This is a genomic window from Burkholderia sp. AW49-1, from assembly GCF_053427845.1.
On record NZ_JBSAXF010000010.1, the window covers coordinates 202,157 to 226,763 of the forward strand.

Consider the following 24,607-nt stretch of genomic DNA (forward strand, 5'->3'; position numbering starts at 1 on the left):
ACTTTCCAAAGATTCGAACACTTGAAGCCGCCCCGCATTGCTCCCGCTCCGTTCCCCGTCACGCCGCTGCACCGCACGTTCGCCACGCGCCTGATCGCCTGGCAGCGCGTGCACGGCCGCCACGACCTGCCGTGGCAGAACACCCGCGATCCCTACTGGATCTGGCTGTCGGAAATCATGCTGCAGCAGACGCAGGTCTCGACCGTCGTCCCGTATTACGCGCGCTTTCTCGAGCGCTTTCCCGACGTCGCCGCGCTCGCGGCCGCGCCGTCCGACGACGTGATGGCGCTATGGGCCGGGCTCGGCTACTACTCGCGCGCGCGCAACCTGCATCGCTGCGCGCAGGTCGTCGTCGCCGAGCATGGCGGCGTATTCCCGTCGACGCCGGAAGCGCTCGCCGAACTGCCGGGCATCGGCCGTTCGACGGCCGCGGCGATTGCTTCGTTCGCGTACGGTGCGCGCGCGACGATCCTCGACGGCAACGTGAAGCGCGTGCTGGCGCGGGTGTTCGGCGTCGAAGGCTTTCCGGGCGAAAAGCGCGTCGAGAACGACATGTGGGCGCTTGCGGAATCGCTGCTGCCGGATGCCGCGAACGCGGCCGACGTGAGTGCCTATACGCAAGGGCTGATGGATCTCGGCGCGACGCTGTGCGTGCGCGGCAAGCCGGATTGCGCGCGCTGCCCGTTCGCGGGCGACTGCGTCGCGCAATCGACGGGCCGGCAGCGCGAACTGCCGGCCGCGCGGCCGAAGAAGGCCGTGCCGACGCGCAAGACCTGGATGCTCGTGCTGCGCGACGGCGACGCCGTGCTGCTCGAGCGGCGTCCGCCGGTCGGCATCTGGGGCGGCCTGTGGTGCCTGCCGCAGGCAGACGGCGATGCGGCACTCGCGGAACTCGCACGCGGCTTCGGCGGTTGCGGCCCGGTGCCGCTCGCGCCGTTCACGCACACGTTCACGCATTTCCGGCTCGAGATCGAGCCGCGACTGAGCGATGTGGCGAACGGCGAGCTGCCGTTCACGCACGCGCAGGATGCCGAGACGGCGTGGGTGCCGTTGGCGGGGCTCGATGCGTACGGCGTGCCGGCGCCCGTGCGCAAGCTGCTCGATGCGTTGAGCGGGCCGCTGCTGTAAAGAACGGGGAAGGGCGCGGCGCGGTCGCGCTCACCGAAGCGCCGGGCCGCAGCGCGTGTTTTGCCCGCCAGCCAGGATGATCCGCTCGACGCTGCCGCTGCGACGCGCTTGGCCGACCGCGGCTTACAGCCATCCGTGCCGGTCGAGCACGTGGTGCACGGCATCGATCCGCGCGCCGACGTCCGGAAATTCCATCAATTTCTGCCGCGCACGCAGGTCGAGCGGCAGCAGTTCAGCGAGGCGGTTCGATACCCAGCTCGGGTCGTCGAGGCGGAACGGTTCGCCGAACGGCATCTTGTCCGGTTCGGATTTCTTCAGTGCTTCGATGATGCGCTCCAGCACCTCGGCACACGAGCCGAATTGCGCAAGCGCCTGTTCGCCTTCGAGCGGAATGTCGTCGGGCAACGGCTCCGCGATCCCGACCAGCAGCCCGTTGCCTTCGACGCGATACGACAGCAGCTCGAATCGCTGCGTGCCGATCGCCTGCAGGTACAGCATCCCGAACTCGCCGGTATCGCACTCGGTGATGCGCGCCATGCAGCCGATCGTCTCGGGCACCGACACGGCGCCGTCCTGCGCGACCTCGGGCCCGCTCTTCAGCAGGCACACGCCGAACGGTGCGTCGTCGCGCAGGCATGCGCGGGACATGTCGAGATAGCGCGCCTCGAACACCTTGAGCGGCAGCCAGCCACCGGGGAACAGCACCGTGTGCAGCGGAAACAGCGGCAGGTCGATCAGGGTGGTCGATAGCGTGGACATGGCGCACCGGCAAGGAGGCGGTGTCGCTAAGGTCGTTCGACCTCGGCGACGAGCCGCGACGACGCGTCGACATCCACGGGCGCGTCACGATGCCGCACGATCACGTTCGCATCGTGCGCGAGGCGCGCGGCGAGCGTTTCCGCGATGAACACCGAGCGATGCTGACCGCCCGTGCAGCCGATGGCGACGGTCAGGTAGCTGCGGTTGTCTTCACGAAAGTGCGGAAGCCATTTCGTCAGGAACGCATGGATGTCGTCGATCATCTGGTGGACGATCGGCAGTGCGTCGAGAAAGGCGATGACCGGCTGGTCCAGCCCGGTGAGCGGGCGCAGCTCATGGTCGTAGTACGGGTTCGGCAGCGCGCGCACGTCGAACATCAGGTCGGCATCGAGCGGCACGCCGCGCTTGAAGCCGAACGACTCGAACATCACCATCAGATCGTTGTTCTTCTGTTCGATGAAGCGCTTGACCCACGTGCGCAGCACGTTCGCGCGCAGCGTGCTGGTATCGATCTGGTGACCGAATTCGGCGAGCGGTGCGACCAGCTCGCGTTCGCGCTCGATCGCTTCCTCGAGCGAGGACAGCAGCCCGACGTTCGCGTCGTGCGACGGCGAGCCGGACAGCGGGTGGCGCCGGCGCGTTTCGGAGAAGCGCTGGATCAACGCCTGCGTGCTCGCGTTGAGGAACAGCACGCGGACATCGTGCTCGAGCGACAGCGCGCGGATCAGGCCGGGCATTTCGTCCAGCGACGCGCTCGAACGCGCGTCGATCGCGACCGCGAGCCGGTGCTGGCCGCCGTCGGCCAGGTAGCGGGCGAGTTCGGGCAGCACGTGCGGCGGCAGGTTGTCGACGCAGTAGTAGCCTGCGTCTTCGAGCGCGTTCAGCGCGACGGACTTGCCTGAGCCGGAGATGCCGGTGATGAGGACGATGCGCATGGGAAGCAGAGAATCCTGACGTTTCATCATAGCACCGGCTCGACGCGTCGGCGCTGCGAGGCCGGCGCGCGGGAGCGTTACACGAGCTTGCCGGGGAACTGGCTATCGGGATCTTGCATCGCGAGTCGTTGCCGATCCATGAAATCGCGCAACGTGTCGATTCCGCGCAACTGCAGGATCGTGTTCCGCACGGCCGCCTCGACGAGCACCGCGAGGTTGCGGCCGGCCGCAACCTGGATCGTGACCTTGCTGATCGGCAGGCCGAGCACGTCGACCGTCTGGCTTTCGAGCGGCAGCCGCTGGAATTCGCCGTCCGGGCGGCGCACGAGCTGGACGATCAGTTTCAGCTTCATTTTCCGGCGCACCGCTGTTTCACCGAAGATCGTCTTGATGTCGAGCAGGCCGAGGCCACGCACTTCGAGCAGGTTCTGCAGCAGAGGCGGGCAGCGGCCTTCGACGAAATCGGGGCCAAGTCTGACGAAATCGACCGCGTCGTCGGCGACGAGGCCGTGGCCGCGGCTGATCAGCTCGAGGCCGAGTTCGCTCTTGCCGAGGCCCGAATCGCCGGTCAGCAGCACGCCCATCCCGAGGATGTCGATGAACACGCCGTGCAGCGTCGCGCGCGGCGCGAGGATCCGCGACATGTAGAGGCGCAGGCTGTCGATCACCGCAGCGGCCGACATCGGCGTCGTGAACAGCGGCGTGGACGAGCGCGTGCAGCGCAGCACGAGTTCGGGCGGTGCCGCGGCGCCGCCGGCGACGACGAGGAACGGTGGTTCGAGGGCGATCAGCTCGGCCATGTGGCGCGAGCGGTCTTCGTCGGTTTGCCGCTGGTAGTAGTCGATTTCGGCTTCGCCGAGCACCTGGATCCGGTTCGGATGGATCAGGTTCAGGTGGCCGACGAGGTCGGCGCTCGACGTTGCGTTGCCGACGGTGTCGGCCGAAAAACCGCGCTCCCAGCCTTCATGCCCCGTCAGCCAGCTCAGCTTCAGCGTGGCCGCGTTGTCGTCGAAGATGCTCTGGGCGTTGATGCTGGACGTATCCATGACTCTCGTCACTCCAATGGGCCGGTGTTCAGGCGCGCGGCGACGGACGTCGCCATGCCGGGCGGCCCTGGACGGCGGCGCGTGCCGCCTCGTATCGGAAAAATTCCGCCCGGATCAACTCAAGGTTGCCACTGAGTGAGCAGGCGATGCAACTCGGCGATATCCGTTTCGTTGTGCAGGCGCTCGCGCGCGTCGCGATCGGACAGCAGTTGCGCGATTTCCGACAGGATCTCGAGGTGCTGCTGGGTGGCTTGCTCGGGGACGAGCAGGAAAATCAGGAGACCGACGGGCTGGCCGTCGGGGGCTTCGAACGGGATCGCGTCGGCGAGCCGGACGAACGCGGCGAGCGGGTGCTTGAGACCCTTGATGCGCCCGTGCGGAATCGCGACGCCTTCGCCGAGCCCGGTCGAGCCGAGGCGCTCGCGCGCGAACAGGTTGTCCGTGACGGTGCTGCGGGCGATGCCGTTCTGATTCTCGAACATCAGCCCGGCTTGTTCGAAGACGCGTTTCTTGCTGGTGACGGAGAGGTCGATGACGACGTTCTCTATGGGCAGGATTTTGGCTAGGCGATTCATGTTGGCAGGCGATTGGGCGGCCTGGGGTCTCCTTGCGGCGGCAGACTGATTTTCCATGTTCGGCGATATCAAGGCGTTCGGCATCGGAAACCTGCAAGGCAGCTACCGCACCCAACGCCCCCCGGCGATAACCGGAACATTATAGAGCACAGCCGCGTGCGTGGCGCGGCATGGACGGACCGGTCGCACCACTGCCGCTCGGACACAAAAAAAACGCCCGGCGAACCGGGCGGCGTGTGTATTGCGGTGAACGTTATTGCGGCGGCAATTCGATCTGATCGATCGACGGCTGCAGCTTGATCGGATCGTGCGCATGGGTCTGCAGACGCTCCATGTGCTTGACGACCTGGCGATCCAGCTTGTCGATCAGCAGATCGATCGCAGCGTACAGGTTGCCGTTCGCACTTTCGACGAAGATATCCTTGCCCTTCAGGTGCAGGTTGATTTCCGCGCGCTGCTGCTTGTCCTTTTCCTTGTGATTGTCGACCGAGAGGATCACAGTGCCATCGATCACCTGATCGCTATGCCGTAGCACCCGGTCCAGCTTGGTGATCACGTATTCGCGAATTGCAGGCGTGACTTCGAGATGATGTCCACTGATCTTCAGGTTCATAGTGCTTCTCCAAGCGAGTGACCACCCGGCCGCATCGAGGCGGCGCTCCGGTCGACTTGCCCCTGCCGCAGGTAGCGGCAAATTCGCGGACGAGTCGCCCGGCCTGTTCCCCGTGTGCGCGGTGGCCGGAACACGCCTGCCGCCGGGCAGGCAGCAGGCTTAAAGAGACTTGCGCAGATTCACTGCCGGGATTTTGAGGGCTTCGCGATACTTGGCAACCGTGCGGCGCGCGACCACGAATCCCTGTTCTGCCAGCAGCTCGGCAATGCGGCTGTCCGAAAGTGGCGATTTTGGGTCTTCAGCTCCTATCAGTTGCTTGATCAGGGCTCGGATGGCGGTCGACGATGCGGCGCCTCCGGTGTCGGTCGAAACGTGTGATCCGAAGAAGTACTTAAATTCAAGCGTCCCGAACGGGGTCAGCATGTACTTGCCTGTTGTCACACGGCTGACAGTCGACTCGTGTAGGCCCAGCGTATCAGCTATTTCCCGCAAAACCAAGGGGCGCATGGCAATTTCACCGTGCGCAAAGAAATTCTTCTGACGTTCGACAATAGCCTGCGCGACACGCAGGATCGTGTCGAATCGCTGCTGAATGTTCTTGATCAGCCAGCGTGCTTCCTGGAGCTGCTGTTTCAACGATCCGGCCGACGGATCGCCGCGGCTGTTGCGCAGGATGTTCGCGTACAGGTTGTTGATCCGAAGGCGCGGCATCACTTCCGGATTGAGTTCCGCGAGCCAGCCTTGGCCGGCCTTCTTCACGATGATGTCGGGCACGACGTAGTCGGCCTCGGCCTTGCCGTACGCGGCGCCGGGGAACGGCTCCAGCGAACGGATCAGCGCGTGCGCGTCGCGCAGCGCATCGTCGCTCGCCTTCAGGTGCTTGCGCAGCCGCGTGAAGTCGCGCGCGGCGAGCAGTTCGAGATGCTGCGACACGATCTCCAGCGCGAGCGTGCGCGTGGGGGACGGATCGAGGCGCAACAACTGCAGCTTCAGACATTCCGACGCCGAGCGGGCCCCGACCCCGGGCGGATCGAAACTGTGCAGCAGCGCGAGCGCCGCATTCAGTTCGTCGCAGTCGATTTCCAGTTCCGGCGGCAGGTCGGCGAGCACTTCGTCGAGCGAGGCGGTCAGGTAGCCGTCGTCGTCGAGCGATTCGATCAGGAACATCACGAGCGCGCGATCGCGCGGGCTGGCCTGCGTGACGCGCAATTGCGCGGACAGGTGGTCGCGCAGCGACGTCGCGGCTTCCTGCACCTGCAGCGGCGGGAGGTCGTCGTCGTCCGATGCACTGCTCGAGCGGCCGAACTCGTCGAGATTCCACTGCGGGCCGTCGCCGGTGTCACCCGATGCGTAGCTGTCGTATTCGTCGGCAGCGGCCGGCTCGTCGCGCTCGGCGCGGTCGCTCGCCTGGCTGCTGCCGTTCGTGGCACCCGGCCCGGTGTTCTGGCCGGGAGGCGTCTGCGCGATCAGCGATCCGTCCGCCGCGACGCGCAGCGGGCTCGCGATCCATTCGTCGTCGTTCTCGAGCAGTGGATTCTGCGCGACGGCCATCGCGACTTCCTGCTGCAGTTCGAGCGTCGACAGCTGCAGGAGCCGGATCGACTGCTGCAGTTGCGGCGTCAGCGCCAGGTGTTGCGACAGGCGGAGTTGAAGGCTGGCTTTCATGGCAGAGAGGGAGTCATACCGGCAGTTTGCCACGACCCAGGCGCCTTGAGCCATCCGCGATTACGCGCGGCGCGGCGCACGGCCGCAGGGGCCGCCGTGCGGGGCACGCGGGCGCGGCCCCGCGCGGCGATGCCGGGCGCCGGAGCGGCGGCCAGCCACGGGGGACGTTACATGCGGAAGTGCTCGCCGAGGTACACGCGGCGCACGCTTTCGTTTTCGATGATTTCGCTCGGCGCGCCGGCGGCGAGCACCGAACCGTCGCTGATGATGTATGCGTGGTCGCAGATGCCGAGCGTTTCGCGGACGTTGTGATCGGTAATCAACACGCCGATATTGCGCTGCTTCAGGAACTTGACGATCTTCTGGATCTCGAGCACCGCGATCGGGTCGACACCGGCGAACGGTTCGTCGAGCAGGATGAAGTTCGGGTTGGTCGCCAGCGCGCGCGCGATCTCGACGCGGCGGCGTTCGCCGCCCGACAGCGACAGCGCCGGGTTTTCGCGCAGGTGGCCGATCTGCAGCTCGTCGAGCAGCGCCTCGGTGCGCGACGCGATTGCGTCCTTGGACAGCCGCTTGCCGTCTTCGCCGTGCTGCAGTTCGAGCACCGCGCGGATGTTTTCCTCGACGGTCAGCTTGCGGAACACCGACGCTTCCTGCGGCAGGTATGACAGGCCGAGCGAAGCACGCTTGTGGATCGGCAGCAGGCTGATCGAGCTGCCGTTCAGCGAGATCTCGCCCGCGTCGAGCGGCACGAGGCCGACGATCATGTAGAACGACGTCGTCTTGCCGGCGCCGTTCGGGCCGAGCAGGCCGACGACTTCGCCGCTCTTCACGTCGAGCGACACGTCCTTGACGACCGTGCGCGAGCCGTAGCGTTTCTTCAGGTTGCGGACGACGAGCGAGCTCGTCGTGCCGGCCGGCTGGCGGTTCGGAAGCGCGTTCATTGGCCCGGCGCTCCCTGGATCGTGGTCGACGGCGACAGCTTCGCCGGCGCACCGTTCAACTGCCCGGGGCCGCCGTTCTTCGGCGACAGCATCGCGCGCACGCGGCCGTTCGGGTTGCCCGGCGCCGCGACGTCCTTGCCACCCTTCGCGGTGTAGAAGTCGCGCTGGCCGTCGTACGTGATCACGCTGCCGTGCACGGTATCGGCGATCGTCGACGTGCCTTGCAGGCGGCGCACGGTCGCGGCGGTCGTCAGCGTCGTCAGGTCCTGCTTGCCGTCGTAGTCGATGCGCTCGGCGTCGCCGTCGATGTATTCGTCGAGACCTTCGCGCTTCTGGCGGAACGTCGCGTGCTTCTTGCCGCTGCCGAACGACGTCGCGTACTGATAGCCTTCAGGATCCTGGCGCACTTCGACGCGGTCGCCCTTGATGATGATCGTGCCTTTCGTGATCACGACGTTGCCGGTCGCGACCGTCACCTGCTTCAGGTCGTCATAGGTCAGGTTGTCCGCTTCGACGTTGATCGGCTTGTTCTGGTCGGCCTTCTCGGCATGGGCGAGCGGCGCCAGCCCGACGAGCGGGAGCGCCACGAGCGTCGCGGCGAGCGCGGCGCGGACGGCGCGCGCAGCGCCGCCGGAATTCTGTCGAGGGAACGGTTCGTTCATGCAGTCACGTGAGGGATGCGTCACCTGGATTGACCTTTCGAGCCGCCGGACGTGTCCGCAGCGGCGATCGTGCCGCGCACGTTGCCGTAAAGCTCGATGACCCGGGTGACGTTGTTGTACTTCATGCCGTCGGTCGCGTTGACGAGCGACAGGCCGCGCTGAAGTTTAACCGGCTTTTCGGTCTGGATCACATCGTCATTGACGAAGATCCGGAAATGCTGGGAATCGGCCTGCATCTGCGGATCGCCGCCGCCGGCCACGCGCAGGATGCGCGCGTCGTCGTACAAGTCGACGATCGACACGTCGCCGTTGACGGTGCCGCGCTTCGCGGTGGTCGTCACGACCGGTTTGCCGGGCTGGAATGCGCGCATGGCCGGATCGGTCAGGTCGCTGTTTTCGGTGTCTTCGTAATGGATCAGCTTCGCGGCGGTCAGCCGGTACTGCGTCGTGCCGGTCTGGTCGAGTTCGGTGACCGAGAAGTTGTCCGCGAAATAGTCGGGCGTGTGGCGTTTCGGTTGCACGGTGCCTTCGCCGGGCGGCGGCAGCGTCGCCTGCAGCAGCCACCACGTGATGCCCGCGAGCGCGGCGACCGCGACGAGCGGCAGCAGCTGGGTCCAGCGGAAATGCGTGTTCATCCGTCAGGCTCCGCAGGCAGCCGCGAGCAGCGCGTCGTAGCGGCGCTGCGCGCGCAGGATCGCGTCGCAGACTTCGCGCACCGCGCCGTTGCCGCCGCGGGCCTCGGCCACCCAGTGCGCGCGGGCGATCACCTCGGGGTGCGCATTGGCCGGTGCCGTCGCGAAGCCGCAGCGCAGCATCACCGGCAGGTCGGGCCAGTCGTCGCCCATGTAGCCGGAGGCGTCGGCAGCGATGCCGAGCGACGCGATCAGGTCGTCGAACACGACGAGCTTGTTCTCGACGCCCTGGAACAGATGCGCGATCTTCATTTCCTTCGCGCGGGCCGCGACGATTTCCGAGCGGCGGCCGGTGATGATAGCGGTCGCGATGCCGGCCTCGCCGAGCAGCTTCACGCCATGGCCGTCGAGCGAATTGAACGACTTCATCGCGTCGCCTGCCGCGGTAAACAGCAGGCCGCCGTCGGTCAGCACACCGTCGACGTCGAAAATCATCAGCTTCACGCGGCTCGCGCGTTCGGCCGCAGTCAGCGCTGCGCTCATCAGATCACCTTCTTCGAAAACAGGTCGTGCATGTTCAGCGCGCCGATGAGCGCGCCGTCGGCATCGACCACCAGCATCTGGTTGATCCGGTGGCGCTCCATCAGTTCCACGGCTTCGACCGCGAGATGGTCGGGGCCGATCGTCCGCGGTTTGCGCGTCATCACGTCGACGATCGGCAGCGTGCGGAAATCGCCGTCGCGCGCCAGCACGCGGCGCAGGTCGCCGTCGGTGAAGATGCCGGCCACGCGGCCGTCGGCGTCGACCACGGCGGTCATGCCCAGCCGCTTCGCGGTGATCTGGAACAGTGCGTCCGACAACGTCGCTTCGAGCCCGACGCGCGGAATGTCGTCGCCCGAGCGCATCACGTCGCGCACATGAGTGAGCAGGCGCCGCCCGAGCGCACCGCCCGGATGCGAGCGTGCGAAATCCTCGGATCCGAAGCCGCGCGCGTCGAGCACCGCGACGGCGAGCGCATCGCCGAGCGCGAGCGCGGCGGTCGTGCTCGCGGTGGGGGCGAGGTTCAGCGGGCAGGCTTCCTTCGAGACCGCGGCGTTCAGGTTCACGTCGGCGAGCGTGCCGAGGCTCGATTCCGCACGGCCCGTGATCGCGATCAGCTTCGCGCCGATCCGCTTCACGAGCGGCAGGATCGCGACGAGTTCTTCCGACTCGCCGGAATAGGAGATGCCGATGAAGACGTCGTCCGACGTGACCATGCCGAGGTCGCCGTGGCTGGCCTCGGCCGGGTGGACGAAGAAGGCCGGCGTGCCGGTGCTCGCCAGCGTGGCCGCGATCTTGCGGGCGATATGCCCCGATTTGCCGATGCCGGATACGACGACGCGGCCGCGGCAGCCGAGCAGCAGCGCCACGGCCTGGACGAAGTCGCCGTCGAGCTGGTCGCGCAGCGCGCGCACGGCGTCCGCCTCGATGTCGAGCACGTCGCGGGCGAGCGCGAGCGCCCGATCATCATTGATTTTCGCTATCATGCGCGGAGTATAGCAAAGGCGTTTGTTCGCCGCGCCGCGCCTTCGGACTCGTCCGATGCCGCTTGCCCACCGCCACCATCCGCGCCCGCATTGCCGTGGCCCCGACGAACGAGGACGCTTCGCCCGTGATTTCCCCGCTCGAAATGACCCTGCTGCTGCTGCTGGCCTCGGTGGTGGGCGTCGTCGTATTTCGCTCGTTGAACCTGCCGCCGATGCTCGGCTACCTGACCGTCGGCATCCTGGTCGGGCCGCACGCCTTCGGCGTCGCCGCGGATCTGGAGCGGGCCGAGCATCTCGCGGAATTCGGCGTGGTGTTCCTGATGTTCTCGATCGGCCTTGAATTCTCGCTCGCGAAGCTGCGGGCGATGCAGCGGCTCGTGTTCGGGCTGGGCCTCCTGCAGGTGGTCGCGACGCTCGTGCTCGCGCTGGCGCTCGGCATGCTGTTCGAGCGTTGGGTGCACATCACGTGGCAGGGCTGCATCGCGCTCGGCGGCGCGCTCGCGATGTCGTCGACGGCGATCGTGTCGAAGATGCTCGCCGAGCGGCTCGAGATCGAGACCGCGCACGGCCGCAACATCTTCGGCGTGCTGCTGTTCCAGGATCTGGCCGTGGTGCCGCTGCTGATCGTGATCGCCGCGTTCGGCGCCGAGTCGTCGAAGGATCTCGCGCTCACGCTCGGGTTCGCGGCGGTCAAGATCGTGATCGCGCTGGCGCTGCTGCTGATCGTCGGGCAGCGTTTCATGACGCGCTGGCTCAACGTCGTCGCGCGGCGCCGCTCGCAGGAACTGTTCGTGCTGAACCTGCTGCTCGTCACGCTCGGCGCAGCGTTCATCACCGACCGCTTCGGCCTGTCGCTCGCGCTCGGCGCGTTCATCGCGGGGATGCTGATCTCCGAGACACCGTTCCGCCACCAGGTGGAAGAGGACATCAAGCCATTCCGCGACGTGCTGCTCGGCCTGTTCTTCGTGACGACCGGGATGCTGCTCGATCCGCGCGTGATCTGGGAGCATCCGCTGCTCGTGTTCGGCTTCTTCGTCGGACAGATATTGTTCAAGGGGACGATGATCGCGGGCCTCGCGCGGCTGTTCGGCGCGACGCCGGGCGTCGCGATGCGCACCGGCATCGGCCTCGCGCAGGCCGGCGAATTCGGCTTCGTGCTGCTGAACCTGATCCTCGACCGGCATCTCGTCGATTCGACGCTGCTGCAGGCGATCCTCGCGTCGATGCTGCTGTCGATGCTCGCCGCGCCGTTCCTGATCCAGAACGCCGACCGGATCGTGATGCGGCTGTCGTCGACGGAATGGATGCAGCAGTCGCTGCAGATGACGCGGATCGCGACGCAAAGCCTCAAGCAGCGCGGCCACGTGATCATCTGCGGCTACGGCCGCGCAGGGCAGAACCTGGCGCGCATGCTCGAGCAGGAAGGCATTTCGTACGTCGCGCTGGACCTCGACCCCGATCGCGTGAGCGCGGCCGCGACGGCCGGTGAATCGGTCGTGTTCGGCGACGCTGCGCGCCGCGAGTCGCTGCTCGCGGCCGGTATCCATCGCGCGGCGGCCGTCGCGATCACGTATGCGAACACGCCGTCCGCGCTGCGCGTGTTGCATCACGTGCACGAACTGGAGCCGACGCTGCCGGCGATCGTGCGCACGGTCGACGACGCCGATCTCGAGAAGCTGCTCGCGGCCGGCGCGACCGAGGTGATTCCGGAAATCGTCGAGGGCAGCCTGATGCTCGCGTCGCACACGCTGGTGCTGGTGGGCGTGCCGATGCGCAAGGTCGTGCGGCGCGTCGAGGAGATGCGCGACGAGCGCTACAGCCTGCTGCGCGGCTATTTCCGCGGCGCGGACGATGCGGACGACGACGATCACGAGCAGGTGCGGCTACAATCGGTGCCGGTCGACGCGCGCGCTGACGCGGTCGGGCGCTCGCTGGAGGAGCTTGGGCTGTATGCGCTCGGGCTGGAAGTCACGGCGATCCGCCGGCACGGCATCCGCGGCGTCGAACCCGACCCGCAGACCAAGCTGCGCGCGAGCGACATCGTCGTGCTGCGCGGGCTGCCCGAAGCGCTCGCGCTTGCGGAGGAGCGGCTGTCGCGCCATCGGCGCGAACCGCCGGCCGCGGTCGCTTGAGTTGCGATTCGATAACCTGACCCGTATTTATTCGAAACGGTGCCCGATCTTCGCGCACCGTTTTTTTCGGAGAGTTTCATGCCGCATTCGTCGTCGGGCGCACCGCTCGATCCGGTCGCCTTCATCCACAGCCAGATCCGCACCGTGCCCGACTGGCCGCAGCCGGGCGTGATGTTCCGCGACATCACGACGCTGCTGCAGAGCCCGAAGGCGCTGCGCATCCTCGTCGACCTGTTCGTCGAACGCTATGTCGATGCGAAGCTCGACTACGTCGCGGGGCTCGACGCACGCGGCTTCATCATCGCGCCGATCGTCGCGTACGAATTGAGCGTCGGCTTCGTGCCGATCCGCAAGGTCGGCAAGCTGCCGTACAAGACGTGCTCGGAGTCGTACGACCTCGAATACGGCAGCGCGACCGTCGAGATCCACGAAGACGCGTGCCGCGCCGGCGACCGCGTGATCATCATGGACGACCTGATCGCCACCGGCGGCACGATGATGGCGGGGCGCAACCTGCTGCAGCGACTCGGCGCAGTCGTCGTCGAAGGCGCGGCGATCATCGATCTGCCCGATCTCGGCGGCTCGACGTTGCTGCGCAACGCGGGGCTGCCCGTCTATACCGTCACCGAATTCGCCGGCCACTGAACCACTGGACGCCGCCCCACGCCGCGAGGTCACGATGCCCAACTTCATGCTGTTTCTCGCCACGTCGATCGCGATCACGTTCGCCCCGGGTCCCGACAACCTGCAGGTGCTCGCGCGCGGCATCTCGCAGGGCCGCGCGGCCGGCTTCGTCGCCGCGCTCGGCTTCACGGCCGGGATCCTGTTCCATACGACGCTCGCGGCGCTCGGCGTCGCGGCCGTGCTGCGCTCGTCGCCGGTCGCGTTCCAGACACTGAAGCTCGCGGGCGCCGCGTACCTCGTGTGGATCGGCATCAAGGCGCTGCGCAGCCAGGGTCTCGCGAACGCGCACGAGCGTCCGCCGCAGCCGCTTGGCGCGATCTTCCGGCAGAGCGTGATCGGCAACCTGATGAATCCGAAGGTCACGCTGTTCTTCGTCGTGTTCCTGCCGCAATTCGTCGATCCGCATGGCGTGCAGGGCGTGACGCTGCAGATGTTCGAGCTCGGCGCGCTGTTCATGCTGCAGACGGCCGCGGTCTTCTCGCTGTTCGGCGTCGGCGCGGGCGCGATCGGCACATGGTTGAAGCGCCGCCCGAAGGCCGGCGTGTGGCTCGACCGGATCGCCGGCGCGACTTTCATCGCGATCGGCATTCGCGTCGCGCTGAAGGACTGAGCCGATGACGTTTCCGTGCATCGCGGCCGCGCGCCGCTTCGATCCGGCCGCGCACCTGCGATTCGAGATCGCCGGCGAGCAGGTCGGCTGGGTGCGCCGCCAGGACGTCGCGAAGCTCTCCCGCTGGCCCGACGTGTTCGAGCTGACCGACGCGCGCGTCGTGCTGTCGGCGCGTTACGACACGGTCGACGCGCGCAGCATGGCGCTCGCGAGCGCGATCGGCGCGCTGGCGGCCGAGGGCGCGATTCCGGGCTGGCGCGACGAGATCTACGCGATCCGCAACCGCTTCGACGATCCGCCGCTCGCGTATATCGAACGCGCCGCGTCGCGCTTCTTCGGCACGCAGACCTATGCGGTGCACCTGAACGGCATCGTAGAATATGCGGTTGCGCAGGGCGAGCCGGCCGGGCCGCGGATGTGGCTCGGCCGCCGCAGCGCGACGAAGGCCACCGATCCCGGCATGCTCGACAACGTCGTCGCGGGCGGCATCGGCTGGGGCCTGGGCGTTCACGAGACGCTCACGAAGGAGTGCTGGGAAGAGGCCGGTATGCCGGCCGAACTGGCGGCCCGCGCGATCGCGGGCCGGGCGGTGCAGGTTCTGTGCTCGCTGCCGGAAGGCACGCAGTCCGAACTGATCTTCGTGTACGACCTGCCGCTGCCGCGCGACTTCGCGCCGCACAACCAGGATGGCGAAGTGGCCGAGCACCTGCTGGCCGGTGTGTCCGAGGTGATCGGCTGGCTGCGCGAAGGCCGCGCGACGATGGATGCGAGCCTCGCGATGCTCGACACGCTGCTGCGCCATCGCTGGCTCGCGGCGGCCGACGCGGCGGGCATCGACGCGCTGTTCGCGCCGGCCGCGTAACGCGCAGCACGCCGGCCCGAGCTCGGGCACGAGCGCGGCCGAACGAACGGCCCATTTGACGAATACCGAAACGAAGGGAGTAGCGGTCATGTCGACCGATCACAGCTTTATCTTGAAACTGTCGTGCCCCGACCGGCACGGCATCGTCCACGCGGTCTCGGGCTTCCTGTTCGAACGCGCCAACAACATCCTCGATTCGGCGCAGTTCGGCGACAGCCGCACCGGCGAGTTCTTCATGCGCGTGCACTTCGTGCAGGACGGCGGCGGCGCGGATGCCGCGTCGGCGCTCGACACGCTGCGCAACGAATTCGCGCCGCTCGCCGAGCAGTTCGCGATGCGCTGGGAGATGCACGACGCGGCCGTGAAGCCGCGCGTCGTGATCATGGTGTCGAAGATCGGCCACTGCCTGAACGACCTGCTGTTCCGCTACCGCACCGGCCAGCTGCCGATCGAGATCCCGGCGATCGTGTCGAACCACAAGGAGTTCTACCAGCTCGCCGCGAGCTACAACATCCCGTTCCATCACTTCCCGCTCGTCGGCGGTTCGTCCGATGCGGCGAAGGCCGCGCAGGAAGCGCGCGTGCTCGAAGTGATCGACGAACACCAGGCCGATCTCGTCGTGCTCGCGCGCTACATGCAGATCCTGTCGCCGAACATGTGCGAGCAGCTCGCCGGCCGGGCGATCAACATCCACCATTCGTTCCTGCCGAGCTTCAAGGGCGCGAAGCCGTACTACCAGGCGTTCGACCGCGGCGTGAAGCTGATCGGCGCGACCGCGCACTACGTGACGACCGATCTCGACGAAGGCCCGATCATCGAGCAAGAAGTCGAGCGTGTCGATCACAGCATGACGCCCGACCAGCTCACCGCGATCGGCCGCGACGTCGAGTGCGTGACGCTCGCGCGCGCCGTGAAGTGGCACGTCGAGCACCGGATCGTGCTGAACGGGACGAAGACGGTCGTGTTCCGCTGATCGGTGGTTCGGGGCGACCATCGGACGTCCGTCCGCCGTCCCGCATGCAAAAAACGCCGCGCCCTTGACGGGGCGCGGCGTTTTTTATCGCGTGAAGCGCCGGGGGCGTCAGATCAGCCGCAGCATGTACAGCTCGCGCTTCAGGTACGCATAGAAGATCGGCGCGGCGATCACGCCCGGCAGCCCGAACGCGGCCTCCATGATCAGCATCGCGAGCAGCAGCTCCCATGCGCGCGACTCGATCTGACCGCCGATGATCTTCGCGTTCAGGAAGTATTCGAATTTGTGGATCACGACGAGGAACGCGAGCGACGCGATCGCGGTGCCCATGCTGACAGACAGCGACACCGCGACGATCAGCGTGTTCGAGATCAGGTTGCCGATCACCGGCAGCAGGCCGACGATGAACGTGACGAGCACGAGCGTCTTCGACAGCGGCAACCGCTGGTGGAAGATCGGCAGCGCGACGAGCAGGTAGATGCCGGTGAAGATCGCATTGATCGCCGAGATCTTGATCTGCGCGAACACGATCCGGCGGAACGATTCGGCGAAGCGCGACACGCGCGTGACGAGCGCGGTGGACAGCGGCCGGCGCACCTTGCCGTGCTCGACGCCGATCGCGATCATCGCGCCGATGATCATCCCGAACAGCACGTGGCCGAAGCCGCGCGCGACGCTCTTGCCGCCTTGCTGGAGCTGATCCATGTGCGAGTGCATCAGCAGCGCCGCCTTGGTCTTCATCTGTTCGACGTCGACCGGCAGCAGGCTCGCGATCCAGGACGGCGTGCGGGCGCGGGTCTGCTCGACGATCTGCATCAGCTGGCCGAGCAGGCTTTGCAGGTTCGGCACCGTGTGCTCGAAGTGCTCGATGATGCCGATCGTCAGGCCCGTGAGCCCGCCGACGATGGCGACCGACAGCAGCACGACGGCGACCCAGCGTGCGCGCATGCTCGTGGTGTGGCGTTCGATCACCGGGGCGATCGTGTGGATCAGCTGATAGACCAGCATGCCGGCCAGCAGCCCACCCAGCAGCTTGAGTTCGATGACGAGCACCATCGCGACGAGGGCGAACAGGTAGCTGCCGAGCTCGATCGCCGACAGCTTCGGCAGGCTGAAGTCGCTCGTCAGCCGCACGCTGCGCAGGTGCGGCTCGCGGTTCGGCGCGTCGCGCGACTCTTGTTGCTTCTCCATCGTGGATTCCTGTCGTTCGTGTGTCGTGCCGCGCGGTGGGCGGCAGGACGGCGGTCGCCCGGCGCCGCACCGGATTGGTGCGGATGGCGAACCTTACGACCGTAAAGTATAGCTGCCATTATGGCCTGCCACGGGGCTGTTTGGCTCGTGGTGTAAACGCAGAAGGGAAAACCGCAGAAGGGAAAACGATGAGGCCGGCGCCGCCGCCGGCGCCGGACGCGTGCGGCCGGCAGCCGCGCGCGGGAACGGAAAGTGTCAACCGGCCGCCGCCTTGCGGGTCGGACGCTTGAGCAGCGGCGCGAGGTATTTGCCGGTGAAGCTCGCCTTGGTCTTCGCGACCTGCTCGGGCGTGCCCTGCGCGATGATCTGGCCGCCGCCGGCGCCGCCCTCGGGGCCGAGGTCGATCACCCAGTCGGCGGTCTTGATCACGTCGAGGTTGTGCTCGATGATCACGACCGTGTTGCCCTGGTCGCGCAGCCGGTGGATCACCTCGAGCAGCAGCGCGATATCGTGGAAGTGCAGGCCGGTGGTCGGCTCGTCGAGGATGTACAGCGTGCGGCCCGTGTCGCGCTTCGACAGCTCCAGCGACAGCTTCACGCGCTGCGCCTCGCCGCCCGACAGCGTCGTGGCCGACTGGCCGAGGCGGATGTAGCCGAGGCCGACGTCGAGCAGCGTCTTCAGCTTGCGGGCGATGACCGGCACCGCGCTGAAGAATTCGTACGCGTGCTCGACCGTCATGTCGAGCACTTCGCTGATGTTCTTGCCCTTGTACTGCACTTCGAGCGTTTCGCGGTTGTAGCGCTTGCCGTGGCACACGTCGCACGGCACGTAGACGTCCGGCAGGAAGTGCATCTCGACCTTCAGCACGCCGTCGCCCTGGCACGACTCGCAGCGCCCGCCCTTGACGTTGAACGAAAAGCGGCCGGGATCGTAGCCGCGCTCCTTCGCGGTCGGCACACCCGAGAACAGCTCGCGGATCGGCGTGAACAGGCCCGTGTAGGTGGCCGGGTTCGAACGCGGCGTGCGGCCGATCGGCGACTGGTCGACGTTGATCACCTTGTCGAAGTGCTCGAGGCCTTCGATCGCCTCGTGCGGCGCCGGCTCGGCCGACGAGCCGTACAGGTGGCGCGCGACCGCGTGGTACAGCGTGTCGTTGATCAGCGTCGACTTGCCGGAACCCGACACGCCGGTGATGCAGGTCAACAGGCCGACCGGCAGCTCGAGATCGACGTGCTTCAGGTTGTTGCCGTGCGCGTCGACGATGCGCAGCATCCGCTCCGGATCGGGCGCGATCCGCTCGTCCGGATACTCGATCGTGCGCTTGCCGACCAGATACTGGCCCGTCAGCGACTGCGGGTTCGACTGCACCTGCTTCGGCGTGCCTTCGGCGACCACCACGCCGCCGTGTTCACCCGCGCCGGGGCCCATGTCGACGACGTAGTCGGCCGTGCGGATCATGTCCTCGTCGTGCTCGACGACGATCACCGAGTTGCCGAGGTCGCGCAGGTGCTTGAGCGTCGCGATCAGCCGGTCGTTGTCGCGCTGGTGCAGGCCGATCGACGGCTCGTCGAGCACGTACATGACGCCGGTCAGGCCCGAACCGATCTGCGACGCGAGCCGGATCCGCTGCGCCTCGCCGCCGGACAGCGTTTCGGCGCTGCGCTCGAGCGACAGGTAATCGAGGCCGACGTTGTTGAGGAAGGTCAGGCGCGCGACGATTTCCTTGATCACCTTGTCGGCGATTTCGCGCTTCGCACCGTCGAGCGACAGGCCGTCGAAATAACCGAGCGCGTCGCGCAGCGGCCAACCGCTGATTTCATAGATGCCGCGCGCGTAGTCGCCGGTGCCGACCCGCACGTGGCGCGCCTCGCGGCGCAGCCGCGTGCCGTCGCAGGACGGGCACGGCTGGTTGTTCTGGTATTTCGCGAGCTCTTCGCGCACCGCGACCGAATCGGTTTCGCGGTAGCGGCGCTCGAGGTTCGGGATGATCCCTTCGAACACGTGCTCGCGGATCGTCGTGCGGCCACGCTCGTTGATGTACGAGAACGGAATCGTCTGCTTGCCCGAGCCGAACAGCAGCACCTTGCGGATCTTCTCCGGCAGGTCCTCGAACGCGGCGTCGATGTCGAATTCGTAGAATGCCGCCAGGCTCTGCAGCATCTGGAAATAGAACTGGTTGCGGCGGTCCCAGCCTTTCACGGCGCCCGCCGCGAGCGACAGCGACGGGTGCGCGACGACCCGCTTCGGATCGAAGAACGTGATCTGGCCGAGGCCGTCGCATTCCGGGCACGCGCCCATCGGGTTGTTGAACGAGAACAGGCGCGGCTCGAGCTCCTGCAGCGAGTACGAGCAGATCGGGCACGCGAACTTCGAGCTGAACAGGTGTTCGCGGTCGGTGTCCATTTCCAGCGCGATCGCGCGGCCGTCGGCGAGGCGCAGCGCGGTCTCGAACGATTCCGCCAGGCGCTGCTTCATGTCCGGGCGCACCTTCAGCCGGTCGACGACGACGTCGATCGTGTGCTTGTCGTTCTTCTTGAGCTTCGGCAGCGACTCGACCTCGAAGATCTTCGCGACGCCCTCGTTCGCGGTGCCGCCGCCCGAGCGCACGCGAAAGCGGACGAAGCCCTGCGCCTGCATGTCCTCGAACAGCTCGGCGTGCTCGCCCTTGCGGTTCGCGACGACGGGCGCGAGGATCATCAGCTTGGTTTCCTCGGGCAGCGCGAGCGCCGCGTCGACCATCTGCGACACGCTCTGCGCCTCGAGCGGGATGTCGTGGTCGGGGCAATACGGCGTGCCGACACGTGCGAACAAAAGTCGCAGGTAGTCGTGGATTTCGGTGACCGTGCCGACGGTCGAACGCGGGTTGTGGGACGTCGCCTTCTGCTCGATCGAGATCGCGGGCGACAGGCCCTCGATCAGATCGACGTCGGGTTTCTCCATCAGTTGCAGGAACTGGCGGGCGTATGCGGACAGGCTCTCGACGTAGCGGCGCTGGCCTTCGGCATAAAGGGTGTCGAACGCGAGCGACGACTTGCCCGACCCTGACAACCCGGTAATCACGATCAGCTTGTGGCGCGGCAGGTCGAGATTGACGTTTTTCAGGTTGTGGGTGCGTGCCCCACGGATACGGATCTGTTCCATGAACCTGGCGAAAATGGAGGGAACCAAACCTGCTACTATAACGGCTTTTCGAGGCCGTCGTCGGGGGTCCCCAGCCTTTGCAGCAGCTGGCAGCAAGGCGGTGTCCACGCCGGGGAAGCGGCCGCGCCGCACGGCTCGAGGCGGCCCGCAGGCAGCCTGCGTGACGTCCCGGAAAGCAGTCCCGGAAAGCGTCTGCCGGGCCGGTGGCCCTGATCTTCCGCCGCCCGCCGCCGGGCGGACATTCCGATCATTCGAAATTCATTCCCGATGTCCAATCCGTCCGCCACGTCTTCCCGCATGAGTGCGCCCGAACTGCGCGCGACCACGTCGCTCGCGGCGATCTTCGCGCTGCGCATGCTCGGCCTGTTCATGATCATGCCGGTTTTCTCGGTCTACGCGAAAACCATCCCGGGCGGCGACAACGTGCTGCTCGTCGGCATCGCGCTCGGGGCCTACGGCGTCACGCAATCGCTGCTGTACATCTTCTACGGGTGGGCGTCGGACAAGTTCGGCCGCAAGCCCGTGATCGCCACCGGTCTCCTGATCTTCGCGCTCGGCAGCTTCGTCGCCGCGTTCGCGCACGACATCACGTGGATCATCGTCGGCCGCGTGATCCAGGGCATGGGCGCCGTGTCGTCCGCGGTGCTCGCGTTCATCGCCGACCTGACCTCCGAGCAGAACCGCACGAAGGCGATGGCGATGGTCGGCGGCTCGATCGGCGTGTCGTTCGCGGTGGCGATCGTCGGCGCGCCGATCGTGTTCCACTGGGTCGGGATGAGCGGGCTGTTCGCGATCGTCGGCGTGCTGTCGATCCTCGCGATCGGCGTCGTGGTGTGGATCGTGCCCGATGCGGCGAAGCCCGTGCACGTGCCGGCGCCGTTCGGCGAGGTGCTCCACAATGGCGAGCTGCTGCGTCTGAACTTCGGCGTGCTCGTGCTGCACGCGACGCAGACGGCGCTGTTCCTCGTCGTGCCGCGCTTGCTGGTCGACGGCGGGTTGCCGGTCGCTGCGCACTGGAAGGTCTACCTGCCGGTGATGGGGCTCGCGTTCGTGATGATGGTTCCGGCGATCATCGTCGCGGAAAAACGGGGCAAGATGAAGCCGGTGCTGCTCGGCGGCATTCTGGCTATCCTGATCGGCCAATTGTTGCTCGGCAGCGCACCGCATACCATCCTGATTGTGGCGGCGATCCTGTTCGTGTACTTCCTCGGCTTCAACATCCTGGAAGCATCGCAGCCGTCGCTCGTGTCGAAGCTCGCGCCTGGTTCGCGCAAGGGCGCGGCCACGGGCGTCTACAACACCACGCAATCGATCGGGCTCGCGCTCGGCGGCATCGTGGGCGGCTGGCTGCTGAAGCACGGCGGCGCGAATACCGTCTTCTATGCATGCTCGGGGCTCGTGGCGGCGTGGCTTATAATCGCGGCCAGCATGAAAGCGCCGCCGCGCAAGGCCTGAACCCTCTTTTCGGGCAGGCACCGGCGGCGCTCGCCGGCTTGCCCGGCGGGCCGCCTCGACGACATGCGCGGGCGGCCCGGCATCGAATTTACTGGAGAATCACATGGCATCCGTCAACAAGGTCATCCTCGTCGGCAATCTCGGCGCCGATCCTGAAGTCCGTTACCTGCCGAGCGGCGACGCGGTTGCGAACATCCGTCTCGCGACGACCGATCGCTACAAGGACAAGGCAAGCGGCGATTTCAAGGAAATGACCGAGTGGCACCGCGTCGCGTTTTTCGGCCGTCTCGCCGAAATCGTCAGCGAATATCTGAAGAAGGGTTCGTCGGTCTATATCGAAGGCCGTATCCGCACGCGCAAGTGGCAGGGCCAGGACGGCCAGGATCGCTATTCGACCGAAATCGTCGCCGACCAGATGCAGATGCTCGGCGGCCGCGGCGGTTCGGGCGGCGGCGGTGGCGGTGGTGACGAAGGCGGTTACGGCGGCGGCTACGGTGGTGGCGGCGGCGGTCGCGGCGGCGAACAGATGGAACGCGGCGGCGGCGGCGGCGGCCGTGCCGGCGGTGCGCCCCGCGGCGGTGCAGGCGGTGGTCAGAGCCGTCCGAGCGCGCCGGCAGGCGGCGGTTTCGACGAGATGGACGACGATATCCCGTTCTGACGGAACGTCGGCATCCCGCACCGGAATGGGCCCGAATGTCCGAGTCAAGCGAATCGCTTGGCACGGGCCTTCGGGTCTTTTTTCGTTTATGCCCGGCGCCCCGGAGACCGGCCGTGGCTGACGCGCTCCCCCCGCGGCGAGCATCTCGCAGGCTTCACGCCGACGAAATCGCGCCGAGTGACCGCAACTGCTGAACAAGATCCTCGCGACAGCGGACCGATGGAGCGTGCCCGGCAACCGTCATGTGTCAGGGCCGCTGCCGCGCATCTGACCTATGTCACGCGGCCGCCACGATTGACCGGCTAAGCTCGTCCTTTCGACGTTTCGATCGAAGGAGACACCATGCGGCGGGTCGTATTCAACCAGAAGGGCGGTGTGGGCAAGTCGACGATCGTCTGCAACCTGGCGGCGATCAGTGCGAGCGAAGGGCTGCGCACGCTCGTCATCGACCTCGACGCGCAGGCGAATTCCACCCGCTACCTGCTCGGCGATCGCGCGGCCGACGCGCATCCCGGCGTCGCCGGATTCTTCGAGACCGCGCTGACGTTCAATTTCCGGCCGGTCGACGTCGCATCGTTCATCCATCCGACGCCGTTCGACGGGCTCGACGTGATGCCCGCGCATCCGGACCTCGACACGCTGCACGGCAAGCTCGAATCGCGCTACAAGATCTACAAGCTGCGTGATGCGCTCAATGAGCTCGACACTTACGATGCCGTCTACATCGACACGCCGCCCGCGCTGAACTTCTATACGCGCTCGGCGCTGATCGCGGTCGAGCGTTGCCTGATTCCGTTCGACTGCGACGACTTCTCGCGCCGTGCGCTATACACGCTGCTGGAGAACGTGAAGGAAATCCAGCAGGACCACAACGCGGGGCTCGAGGTCGAAGGGATCGTCATCAACCAGTTCCAGCCACGCGCGAGCCTGCCGCAGCGGCTGGTCGACGAACTCGTCGAGGAAGGGCTGCCGGTGCTGGCGTCGCGGCTGTCGGCGTCGGTGAAGATCCGCGAGTCGCATCAGCAGTCGACGCCGGTGATCCATCTGGAGCCGGCTCACAAGCTCGCGCAGGAGTTTCGCGCACTGCATCGCGAACTCGTTGGGTAAGGGTGTCGCTACAGCTTCTCGCCGGGAAATTTATATACGATCATTGAGTTTGTCGTTAATAATCCCGGAAACGATTTCAAATAAATCCGCCTGGAAAAACGATTACATGGTGATCCGGTGCATTCCCCATGCGTGCCCTTTTTCTAATAACGGGAATAATGACGGGGTAAATGTTGCTGTTGGTCACGGCGGGTTATGCTGTAAAAAGGTAAAAATCATTGTCGGACAAGGTATCGTGACATGGCCCCATTATGAGAAAGCCTCGTCGGGAAGCAGTCACTTCAACATATAAGGGTTTTTACTTAGTATTAATGCAACTTAATTGACAATTAATCCATCTAGAATGGCCATCCTCAACTCTTCGCAATCAATTTGCCCGAGGGTTGTGGTTGTGAATAAGGAAGCGGCCCCTTGATCTGACTTCCATTTTCTTTACGTCGTCTCTCGCATTGCCAACAGGAGCGTGCCCGATGTCCGTATTTGCCCCCGAAAAATTCGCCTCCGATTATCAGTCCGGAATCGCCGCCTGGTTCGCGATTGCCCGCCCGGCAATTAATGGCTTCGAGGCAGTCGTCGAACTCAACCTGCAAGCGGCCAAGACGGCGCTCGAGGAATACGAGGACAAGCTGAAGAATGCGTTCAACGCGAGCAACCCGGCTGCAGGCTTCGCGCAGCAAGTCGCCGCACCGCAGGAAGCCGCCGGCAAGGCCGTCGCATACGGCCGCCATCTGTTCGATATTGCGGTGTCGACGCAGGCCGAGTGGGCGAAGGTTGCCCAGGCTCAGTACGAGCAGAACGACAAGCGCGTGAAGGAAGTGGTCGGCGAACTGACGAAGCATGCGCCGGCGGGTTCGGGCGCCGTGGTCGCCGCGCTGAACTCGGCGTTGTCCGCCGCGACCGCTGCGGCCGACTCCGTGCGTGCAGCGACGGGGCAGGCGATCGAAGCCGCGCAAAGCGGTTTCGACGCGGTCAGCGAAACGACGGCCCGCGGTGCCAAGCAAACCGCCGCCGCCGCTCGCAAGGAAGCCGCTTCGCGCGAATCGGCTGCATGAGCGCGTGTCGCGCGCAGGCGCGACACTGATTGAGCGGCGCCGGCGGGCGCCGGTCGCCGCGTGTGCCGCGCGGTGATCGGCGTACATCCGGTTCGCCGCAGCGTGTCCGGACGCGGTCGAGGCGGGCGGATGCGCGGCGCGCATGAGCGCGCGAACGTGCAACCGCATCGCCGGCCGCTTGGCGCCCGCGCGCCGCCGCCGCGCCGTGCCGGCACGCAATACGGATCGACCCACTGATTTCGATGCAGGAAGAGAAC

General features: G+C 66.4%; 23 protein-coding genes. 10 read left to right on the forward strand and 13 right to left on the reverse strand.

Annotated features, from left to right (window positions below; genetic code table 11):
• The first annotated feature begins 21 nt into the window (after nucleotides 1-21).
• A complete protein-coding gene (gene mutY, locus ACV22W_RS17970) occupies nucleotides 22-1,128 on the forward strand; it encodes an A/G-specific adenine glycosylase (protein WP_448020810.1) in 1,107 nt (368 codons plus the stop codon).
• A gap of 123 nt (nucleotides 1,129-1,251) precedes the next feature.
• Here mutY and ACV22W_RS17975 read toward each other — a convergent pair whose 3' ends face one another.
• From ACV22W_RS17975 to kdsD, 11 genes are all read right to left on the reverse strand, one after another.
• On the reverse strand, nucleotides 1,252-1,887 hold the full coding sequence (locus ACV22W_RS17975; RefSeq protein WP_059526095.1) for an LON peptidase substrate-binding domain-containing protein: 636 nt from the start codon (nucleotides 1,885-1,887) through the stop codon (nucleotides 1,252-1,254).
• Nucleotides 1,888-1,913: 26 nt separating this feature from the next.
• Nucleotides 1,914-2,822 (reverse strand): RNase adapter RapZ, encoded by a 909-nt coding sequence (gene rapZ / locus ACV22W_RS17980; RefSeq protein WP_059526093.1) that lies wholly within the window; start codon nucleotides 2,820-2,822, stop codon nucleotides 1,914-1,916.
• Nucleotides 2,823-2,899: 77 nt separating this feature from the next.
• Nucleotides 2,900-3,868 carry an HPr(Ser) kinase/phosphatase gene (gene hprK / locus ACV22W_RS17985; protein WP_011353227.1) on the reverse strand — a complete coding sequence of 323 codons (969 nt, stop codon included), beginning with the start codon at nucleotides 3,866-3,868 and terminating at the stop codon, nucleotides 2,900-2,902.
• A gap of 119 nt (nucleotides 3,869-3,987) precedes the next feature.
• Nucleotides 3,988-4,527 carry a PTS sugar transporter subunit IIA gene (locus tag ACV22W_RS17990; protein WP_059526091.1) on the reverse strand — a complete coding sequence of 180 codons (540 nt, stop codon included), beginning with the start codon at nucleotides 4,525-4,527 and terminating at the stop codon, nucleotides 3,988-3,990.
• Nucleotides 4,528-4,696: 169 nt separating this feature from the next.
• Nucleotides 4,697-5,056 (reverse strand): ribosome hibernation-promoting factor, HPF/YfiA family, encoded by a 360-nt coding sequence (hpf, locus tag ACV22W_RS17995; RefSeq protein ID WP_006477786.1) that lies wholly within the window; start codon nucleotides 5,054-5,056, stop codon nucleotides 4,697-4,699.
• 159 nt (nucleotides 5,057-5,215) lie between these two features.
• Entirely contained in the window at nucleotides 5,216-6,721 is a 1,506-nt protein-coding gene (locus ACV22W_RS18000; protein ID WP_448020812.1) for an RNA polymerase factor sigma-54, read from the reverse strand.
• Between the two features lie 167 nt (nucleotides 6,722-6,888).
• Nucleotides 6,889-7,665, reverse strand: coding sequence for an LPS export ABC transporter ATP-binding protein (lptB, locus tag ACV22W_RS18005; RefSeq protein WP_021162599.1), 777 nt, complete (start codon nucleotides 7,663-7,665; stop codon nucleotides 6,889-6,891).
• Nucleotides 7,662-8,327 carry a lipopolysaccharide transport periplasmic protein LptA gene (gene lptA, locus ACV22W_RS18010; RefSeq protein ID WP_059464489.1) on the reverse strand — a complete coding sequence of 222 codons (666 nt, stop codon included), beginning with the start codon at nucleotides 8,325-8,327 and terminating at the stop codon, nucleotides 7,662-7,664. Before lptA ends, lptB begins: the two co-directional genes overlap by 4 nt.
• Nucleotides 8,328-8,347: 20 nt before the next feature.
• Nucleotides 8,348-8,962 carry an LPS export ABC transporter periplasmic protein LptC gene (gene lptC / locus ACV22W_RS18015; protein ID WP_059451451.1) on the reverse strand — a complete coding sequence of 205 codons (615 nt, stop codon included), beginning with the start codon at nucleotides 8,960-8,962 and terminating at the stop codon, nucleotides 8,348-8,350.
• 3 nt (nucleotides 8,963-8,965) lie between these two features.
• Entirely contained in the window at nucleotides 8,966-9,502 is a 537-nt protein-coding gene (locus ACV22W_RS18020; RefSeq protein ID WP_448020814.1) for a KdsC family phosphatase, read from the reverse strand.
• Nucleotides 9,502-10,485, reverse strand: coding sequence for an arabinose 5-phosphate isomerase KdsD (gene kdsD, locus ACV22W_RS18025; RefSeq protein ID WP_448020816.1), 984 nt, complete (start codon nucleotides 10,483-10,485; stop codon nucleotides 9,502-9,504). The genes ACV22W_RS18020 and kdsD overlap by 1 nt, the downstream gene beginning before the upstream one ends.
• Before the next feature lie 125 nt (nucleotides 10,486-10,610).
• Here kdsD and ACV22W_RS18030 point away from each other — a divergent pair, with 125 nt between their 5' ends.
• From ACV22W_RS18030 to purU, 5 genes are all read left to right on the forward strand, one after another.
• Complete coding sequence (locus ACV22W_RS18030) at nucleotides 10,611-12,617, forward strand: monovalent cation:proton antiporter family protein (protein WP_059819992.1); 2,007 nt, start codon at nucleotides 10,611-10,613, stop codon at nucleotides 12,615-12,617.
• 78 nt (nucleotides 12,618-12,695) lie between these two features.
• The gene (locus tag ACV22W_RS18035; protein ID WP_059526281.1) at nucleotides 12,696-13,262 is read left to right on the forward strand and encodes an adenine phosphoribosyltransferase; all 567 of its coding nucleotides are present in this window, start codon (nucleotides 12,696-12,698) and stop codon (nucleotides 13,260-13,262) included.
• 34 nt (nucleotides 13,263-13,296) lie between these two features.
• On the forward strand, nucleotides 13,297-13,911 hold the full coding sequence (locus ACV22W_RS18040; RefSeq protein WP_060273314.1) for a LysE family translocator: 615 nt from the start codon (nucleotides 13,297-13,299) through the stop codon (nucleotides 13,909-13,911).
• A gap of 4 nt (nucleotides 13,912-13,915) precedes the next feature.
• The gene (locus tag ACV22W_RS18045; RefSeq protein ID WP_448020818.1) at nucleotides 13,916-14,773 is read left to right on the forward strand and encodes an NUDIX hydrolase; all 858 of its coding nucleotides are present in this window, start codon (nucleotides 13,916-13,918) and stop codon (nucleotides 14,771-14,773) included.
• A gap of 88 nt (nucleotides 14,774-14,861) precedes the next feature.
• Complete coding sequence (gene purU / locus ACV22W_RS18050) at nucleotides 14,862-15,746, forward strand: formyltetrahydrofolate deformylase (protein ID WP_448020820.1); 885 nt, start codon at nucleotides 14,862-14,864, stop codon at nucleotides 15,744-15,746.
• Nucleotides 15,747-15,854: 108 nt separating this feature from the next.
• Here the strand turns inward: purU and ACV22W_RS18055 are convergent, their stop codons facing one another.
• Complete coding sequence (locus tag ACV22W_RS18055) at nucleotides 15,855-16,937, reverse strand: AI-2E family transporter (RefSeq protein WP_448020822.1); 1,083 nt, start codon at nucleotides 16,935-16,937, stop codon at nucleotides 15,855-15,857.
• Between the two features lie 255 nt (nucleotides 16,938-17,192).
• Nucleotides 17,193-20,078, reverse strand: coding sequence for an excinuclease ABC subunit UvrA (uvrA, locus tag ACV22W_RS18060; RefSeq protein ID WP_059526073.1), 2,886 nt, complete (start codon nucleotides 20,076-20,078; stop codon nucleotides 17,193-17,195).
• 267 nt (nucleotides 20,079-20,345) lie between these two features.
• Here uvrA and ACV22W_RS18065 point away from each other — a divergent pair, with 267 nt between their 5' ends.
• The 4 genes from ACV22W_RS18065 (at nucleotide 20,346) to phaP (ending at nucleotide 24,350) form a co-directional block, all read left to right on the forward strand.
• Nucleotides 20,346-21,533, forward strand: coding sequence for an MFS transporter (locus tag ACV22W_RS18065; RefSeq protein WP_044847451.1), 1,188 nt, complete (start codon nucleotides 20,346-20,348; stop codon nucleotides 21,531-21,533).
• Between the two features lie 103 nt (nucleotides 21,534-21,636).
• Entirely contained in the window at nucleotides 21,637-22,191 is a 555-nt protein-coding gene (locus ACV22W_RS18070; RefSeq protein WP_175815839.1) for a single-stranded DNA-binding protein, read from the forward strand.
• A gap of 342 nt (nucleotides 22,192-22,533) precedes the next feature.
• Complete coding sequence (locus ACV22W_RS18075) at nucleotides 22,534-23,298, forward strand: ParA family protein (RefSeq protein WP_448020825.1); 765 nt, start codon at nucleotides 22,534-22,536, stop codon at nucleotides 23,296-23,298.
• Nucleotides 23,299-23,768: 470 nt separating this feature from the next.
• Nucleotides 23,769-24,350, forward strand: a complete 582-nt coding sequence (gene phaP, locus ACV22W_RS18080; RefSeq protein ID WP_448020826.1) for a TIGR01841 family phasin — start codon at nucleotides 23,769-23,771, stop codon at nucleotides 24,348-24,350.
• The last annotated feature ends 257 nt before the right edge of the window (nucleotides 24,351-24,607 follow it).

Bases quoted from the DNA above. Each gene is read 5' to 3' on its own strand.
- hprK (WP_011353227.1), bottom strand. From the start codon at position 3,868: ATGGATACGTCCAGCATCAACGCCCAGAGCATCTTCGACGACAACGCG.
- ACV22W_RS18055 (WP_448020822.1), bottom strand. From the start codon at position 16,937: ATGGAGAAGCAACAAGAGTCGCGCGACGCGCCGAACCGCGAGCCGCAC.
- ACV22W_RS17990 (WP_059526091.1), bottom strand. From the start codon at position 4,527: ATGCCGAACGCCTTGATATCGCCGAACATGGAAAATCAGTCTGCCGCC.
- ACV22W_RS18045 (WP_448020818.1), top strand. From the start codon at position 13,916: ATGACGTTTCCGTGCATCGCGGCCGCGCGCCGCTTCGATCCGGCCGCG.
- kdsD (WP_448020816.1), bottom strand. From the start codon at position 10,485: ATGATAGCGAAAATCAATGATGATCGGGCGCTCGCGCTCGCCCGCGAC.
- ACV22W_RS18040 (WP_060273314.1), top strand. From the start codon at position 13,297: ATGCCCAACTTCATGCTGTTTCTCGCCACGTCGATCGCGATCACGTTC.
- ACV22W_RS18065 (WP_044847451.1), top strand. From the start codon at position 20,346: ATGTCCAATCCGTCCGCCACGTCTTCCCGCATGAGTGCGCCCGAACTG.
- lptC (WP_059451451.1), bottom strand. From the start codon at position 8,962: ATGAACACGCATTTCCGCTGGACCCAGCTGCTGCCGCTCGTCGCGGTC.
- purU (WP_448020820.1), top strand. From the start codon at position 14,862: ATGTCGACCGATCACAGCTTTATCTTGAAACTGTCGTGCCCCGACCGG.
- phaP (WP_448020826.1), top strand. From the start codon at position 23,769: ATGTCCGTATTTGCCCCCGAAAAATTCGCCTCCGATTATCAGTCCGGA.
- lptA (WP_059464489.1), bottom strand. From the start codon at position 8,327: ATGAACGAACCGTTCCCTCGACAGAATTCCGGCGGCGCTGCGCGCGCC.
- ACV22W_RS18020 (WP_448020814.1), bottom strand. From the start codon at position 9,502: ATGAGCGCAGCGCTGACTGCGGCCGAACGCGCGAGCCGCGTGAAGCTG.
- lptB (WP_021162599.1), bottom strand. From the start codon at position 7,665: ATGAACGCGCTTCCGAACCGCCAGCCGGCCGGCACGACGAGCTCGCTC.
- ACV22W_RS18070 (WP_175815839.1), top strand. From the start codon at position 21,637: ATGGCATCCGTCAACAAGGTCATCCTCGTCGGCAATCTCGGCGCCGAT.
- uvrA (WP_059526073.1), bottom strand. From the start codon at position 20,078: ATGGAACAGATCCGTATCCGTGGGGCACGCACCCACAACCTGAAAAAC.
- ACV22W_RS18035 (WP_059526281.1), top strand. From the start codon at position 12,696: ATGCCGCATTCGTCGTCGGGCGCACCGCTCGATCCGGTCGCCTTCATC.
- ACV22W_RS18075 (WP_448020825.1), top strand. From the start codon at position 22,534: ATGCGGCGGGTCGTATTCAACCAGAAGGGCGGTGTGGGCAAGTCGACG.
- ACV22W_RS17975 (WP_059526095.1), bottom strand. From the start codon at position 1,887: ATGTCCACGCTATCGACCACCCTGATCGACCTGCCGCTGTTTCCGCTG.
- hpf (WP_006477786.1), bottom strand. From the start codon at position 5,056: ATGAACCTGAAGATCAGTGGACATCATCTCGAAGTCACGCCTGCAATT.
- ACV22W_RS18000 (WP_448020812.1), bottom strand. From the start codon at position 6,721: ATGAAAGCCAGCCTTCAACTCCGCCTGTCGCAACACCTGGCGCTGACG.
- rapZ (WP_059526093.1), bottom strand. From the start codon at position 2,822: ATGCGCATCGTCCTCATCACCGGCATCTCCGGCTCAGGCAAGTCCGTC.